This is a genomic window from Anabaena sp. CS-542/02 (assembly GCF_028331085.1).
Classification (GTDB): domain Bacteria; phylum Cyanobacteriota; class Cyanobacteriia; order Cyanobacteriales; family Nostocaceae; genus Anabaenopsis; species Anabaenopsis arnoldii.
In genome coordinates, this window is record NZ_JAQMTM010000033.1 from 1 (window position 1) to 3930 (window position 3930).

Here is a 3930-nt window from a genome sequence, read left to right on the forward strand (position 1 = left end):
AACATCACTTTCTCGCTCTATCCACTGAAATTCTGTGTTGAGGATGTCTTGTACTTGTAAGTCACTACGCTGGGTAATCCACTTTACCCAGGTGTTGGGTGCAAGACTGATTAATCTTTTTCCCCCTATATCTGCTTTTTTCGCCACTGTTTATTATCATTTATGAGTTGTAAGTTCTCAGTATATTTGTTTTGTATAAATGGCGATCGCGCTAGGGCTATCGCCATTTATACAGTCGAAACCCGGTGGTTGAGCGCAGTCGAAACCCGGCGCACTCGAAACCCGGTGGTTGAGCGCAGTCAACCGTCAACCGTCAACCGTCAACCGTCAACCGTCAACCGTCAACCGTCAACCGTCAACCGTCAAGACTGAATTTATTTGGTAATAATTTAATTACAAACTCTAGCACTGTCGCAGCCATCTGCAAGGCTTCTTCAGCTTCATACCTTTCCGGCTCAATTATGTCCCCTGGGTAGCGAAATTCGGTGGCGTAAGGTGTTAGAGTGTCCGCCATATCTTCCAAATCCTGAAAATTTGGTTCAAAAACTGAACACATCTCTACTAAAACACCCAGATCATGCGTTTTCTTAAATACTAAATCTTGATATGTCAAATAAGCTTTTAATGCCTTCTCGGCACTCTGTTGACAATGATAAACAACAGCATCTAATAATGATACTTCATTTTCAATGAGTATACGGGCAACCTTAATATCTCGCTGACTTTTAATTATCCACTGCCTAACCTCCTCATCCTTAGGACTATCCATAAAGGATTTTACCTTGACTGAGTGCCTGACTAACTAATGAACTTGCTACGGTGGCCTTTCTTTCTACTTCTGCACGGGTCATAACCAGAATATCTTTTGGTATACCAATCCCATGGAGGGCTTTATATGCTTGACGCGCCCGACGATAGCGAGGTTCATTGGAATCGGAGATAATCACTAACAAATCAACATCACTATCTTCCGTAGGTTCACCATAAGCATAGGAACCAAATAAAATTACCTGTTCTGGATTCAGGGCAGAAACTAGCCGTTGGGTAATATCATCCAATAAATCCCTTGGTATTTTTTTAACAGGTATATTCTCTGTATTCATACAGTCTCTAATACAAAACTAGCAAAAAATGATAATAACGGTTCTAACTCTTGCAGTTGCTCATCCCGTCTTAACTCTCTCACTGCTGGGCGTAATTTATCTTCCCTGTTCTCACCCTGCAAAATTGGTACTGGCAATAGGGCTGATATTTTCTGCTCAAATACCAGATTAACATCTGCTTTGACACTCCCAAAACAAGATAATTTATGTCCTGTGACAAATCACACAAAAACCCTCAACCCTCCTCCCAGTCGGTTTTTAACCGACTTTAGCTTTTAGCCAGGGAATTCATTCCCTGGCTCCCCCATGCGGATAACTATCAATTATACCTCCCATACCCAATAGCGATATATTTGTTTTGCGTAAATGGCGATCGCGAAGCGCTCCTGCAAGCCGATCGCCCCTTATTACAGTCAAACGTGGTCGGTGAGCGAAGTCGAACCGTCACCCGTCAATAAATCTTGAGCACATACAACTTACCCCCCCAGGTAAAAAATGCCGGATAGCGCTCATTATCCACTACCCGCAATAAATTAAACTGGTCACCCAAAGAAAGGTGGGGGTTTAATTCGCTATCTTGGGGGCGACGCCGGGGATAAAATGAGGACTCACCTACTTGGGGTCGAGCTTGTTTTAAAATACCTGGATATTCCCTGACAAACTGCTGACATAAATTTAAAGTGGCTTGAGCTTGGGCGTAGCGTAACTCATTTACGGTTTCATCACCTTGAAAATGTAACCATTCCTGTAAGTAAATATCCCCACTGTCTACCTGCTCCACTGCTGCAAACAAGGTAACAGGAATATCATTTTTACCCTCCAGAATTTGCCATGTCAATGGTGACCAACCTTTACCTTGGGGTAAATCACTTTCGTGGACGACTAAATTATGCTGAAATCTTGACAGGATGGATGGGGGAATAATGTGACCACAACTGAGGTAAAAACATAAATCTCCCCCTTGTAAGTCGGTAATTTCATGTGTCCACTGTACTAGATATCCTTGTTCTAGCCAGTTGATTACTAGTTCTGTAATATACTCGTTTAACCAACTTTGGGAGTCGGAGAGAATGGTAAGCGAAAGCTGATTGATTGATTGATTGATTGATTGATTGATTGATTGATTGATTGCGGCTCCTCTGTAAAACCCAACCGCAAAAACACCGCCTTTGAAGCTGCATTATTAATTTTTACATCTGCTCTTAAGTATTTAGGTGTAAAAGACTTTAAAGCTTGTATTCCCAGTTGTACTAAGGAGGTAGCCCAACCGCGACCCCGAACTAAAACATCTAGGGAATAGTCAATTACCCCTTCATGATCTTGGAGTTCAAAACGAATTTGTCCTACAGGTAAATTATTAGCTTCTAAAACCCCCAAATAACAATGACTGTCAGCTAACTTGCGGTGAAACCAACTTTGATGTTCTTCCCAACTAATAGGGTCTGATTGTAAAGATTGACGACGCACTTCTGGCTCATTTACCCAAGTATAATAAAGCCACTGATCTGTTAATTTTGCCGATCGCAATCGTAGTTGATTTTTAGGAGTGGGATATAAATATTCTCCTACTCTGTCTGCTCCCAGTCCATCCACATACTGCTTACCCTGGTCAGACATTCTGACCACAGTAGCAGGATTTCTCTGCACAAAAGCGATCGCCTCGCCGATATCTTTGACCTGAACTTGATCAGCGGTTCCTAAATAAATAATAGCCTCTTCCCTAGCCAAAGCCTCACAAGCTGGGACTTGATTATCCGCAATACTAATTACCAAACTTGGTAAACCTAAACACAGTCTTTCCCAGGTAGTTGTTCCCCCTGCTCCTATAGCTAAGTCCGCACGAGCCATTAACTGTGCTAAGTGAGGAAGGTTTTCATAAAGGGTTGTGTGGGGACGCTGGTTAAGCTGTTGTAATGATAACCGATGGGGATTACTAGAACCTACTACTACATCCACATATAGGGAGGCAAATTCCCCAGCAGATAGGGCGGATATCACCTTACCAGTCATATTCTGGGGGTCAGTACCACCAAAGAAAATCAGCACCCGCTCTACCTTACCAGTATGGGGTGGTAAGGTCTGGCGAAATTCCAGATATTCTGGACGCAATAGAGCATAACGACAACCCAAAAGTAACCGACAATCATGGGGGACTAACCCCTGATAACGGTTGACTCCGGGAAAATGGTAATTTTGGTCGAGTAAAACATCACAATCATGGGGACGATTGGCTAAATCATCTATAACTAAAATTTTACCCACATGGGGGCGCAGTTGTTCTTCCCAAGGGCGACCTAATCCATAGTGGTCTACAATCAACCAATGGGGAATTTCTCCCCCCAAAGCTGCTATAGTTTCCACTGCATCTGTTTGTGGGTCAACTCCCAACCATAAACCATAGTCTTCTGCTGTTACATCCACTAATGGTGGTGCTGGTAAAACGGTAACAGCAAAGGCGGAACGGGTCAGCAAATGGATTAAGTTACCCGGATGGTCACGACAAATAAATTTTACCTGTGCACCCCTGCGCTGTAGTGCTTCCGCCAAAGTCCGACAACGCACCAAGTGACCAGACCCCATGTTCTGGGAAGAATCTACCCTAATTACTACTTTCACATCTACAAGATTTGAAGATTGTTTATTATTTTCAACACCAGGCGGTAAACGACCAGTTAGAGGATGTTTAGAAAGTCCCTCATGGTGTATCTAATATTTTTAGATCCCCCTAAATCCCCCTTGAGAAGGGGGACTTTGACTCTAGTTCCCCCCTTTTTAAGGGGGGTTAGGGGGGATCAAGAAGTGTCTAAAATCACCTTATAAAACTTAT

General features: G+C 43.0%; 6 protein-coding genes and 1 pseudogene. 1 reads left to right on the forward strand and 6 read right to left on the reverse strand.

The window, feature by feature from the left end; all coding sequences use genetic code 11:
* A pseudogene (locus PN447_RS02915) lies at nt 1-147 on the reverse strand (transposase); the annotation flags it as partial.
* Between the two features lie 15 nt (nt 148-162).
* Between PN447_RS02915 and PN447_RS02920 the strand changes: the two are divergent.
* Nucleotides 163-372 (forward strand): hypothetical protein, encoded by a 210-nt coding sequence (locus PN447_RS02920; RefSeq protein WP_271760693.1) that lies wholly within the window; start codon nt 163-165, stop codon nt 370-372.
* Here the strand turns inward: PN447_RS02920 and PN447_RS02925 are convergent.
* The 5 genes from PN447_RS02925 to pseG all read right to left on the reverse strand — a co-directional run bounded on the left by PN447_RS02925 (nt 356) and on the right by pseG (nt 3719).
* Entirely contained in the window at nt 356-769 is a 414-nt protein-coding gene (locus tag PN447_RS02925) for a HEPN domain-containing protein (RefSeq protein ID WP_065180026.1), read from the reverse strand. The two genes, PN447_RS02920 and PN447_RS02925, sit on opposite strands and share 17 nt — an antisense overlap.
* Complete coding sequence (locus PN447_RS02930) at nt 762-1103, reverse strand: nucleotidyltransferase domain-containing protein (RefSeq protein WP_096571348.1); 342 nt, start codon at nt 1101-1103, stop codon at nt 762-764. Before PN447_RS02930 ends, PN447_RS02925 begins: the two co-directional genes overlap by 8 nt.
* Nucleotides 1100-1240, reverse strand: coding sequence for a hypothetical protein (locus PN447_RS02935; RefSeq protein WP_271760695.1), 141 nt, complete (start codon nt 1238-1240; stop codon nt 1100-1102). The genes PN447_RS02930 and PN447_RS02935 overlap by 4 nt, the downstream gene beginning before the upstream one ends.
* A 314-nt stretch (nt 1241-1554) precedes the next feature.
* Nucleotides 1555-2232 carry a formyltransferase family protein gene (locus tag PN447_RS02940; protein WP_334311072.1) on the reverse strand — a complete coding sequence of 226 codons (678 nt, stop codon included), beginning with the start codon at nt 2230-2232 and terminating at the stop codon, nt 1555-1557.
* Entirely contained in the window at nt 2148-3719 is a 1572-nt protein-coding gene (pseG, locus tag PN447_RS02945) for a UDP-2,4-diacetamido-2,4,6-trideoxy-beta-L-altropyranose hydrolase (RefSeq protein WP_271760697.1), read from the reverse strand. The genes PN447_RS02940 and pseG overlap by 85 nt, the downstream gene beginning before the upstream one ends.
* Nucleotides 3720-3930 lie beyond the last annotated feature (211 nt).

What these genes read in the sequence shown, in the direction of transcription:
- PN447_RS02930 (WP_096571348.1), bottom strand. Translation starts at nt 1,103, where the DNA reads ATGAATACAGAGAATATACCTGTTAAAAAAATACCAAGGGATTTATTG.
- PN447_RS02925 (WP_065180026.1), bottom strand. Translation starts at nt 769, where the DNA reads ATGGATAGTCCTAAGGATGAGGAGGTTAGGCAGTGGATAATTAAAAGT.
- PN447_RS02920 (WP_271760693.1), top strand. Translation starts at nt 163, where the DNA reads ATGAGTTGTAAGTTCTCAGTATATTTGTTTTGTATAAATGGCGATCGC.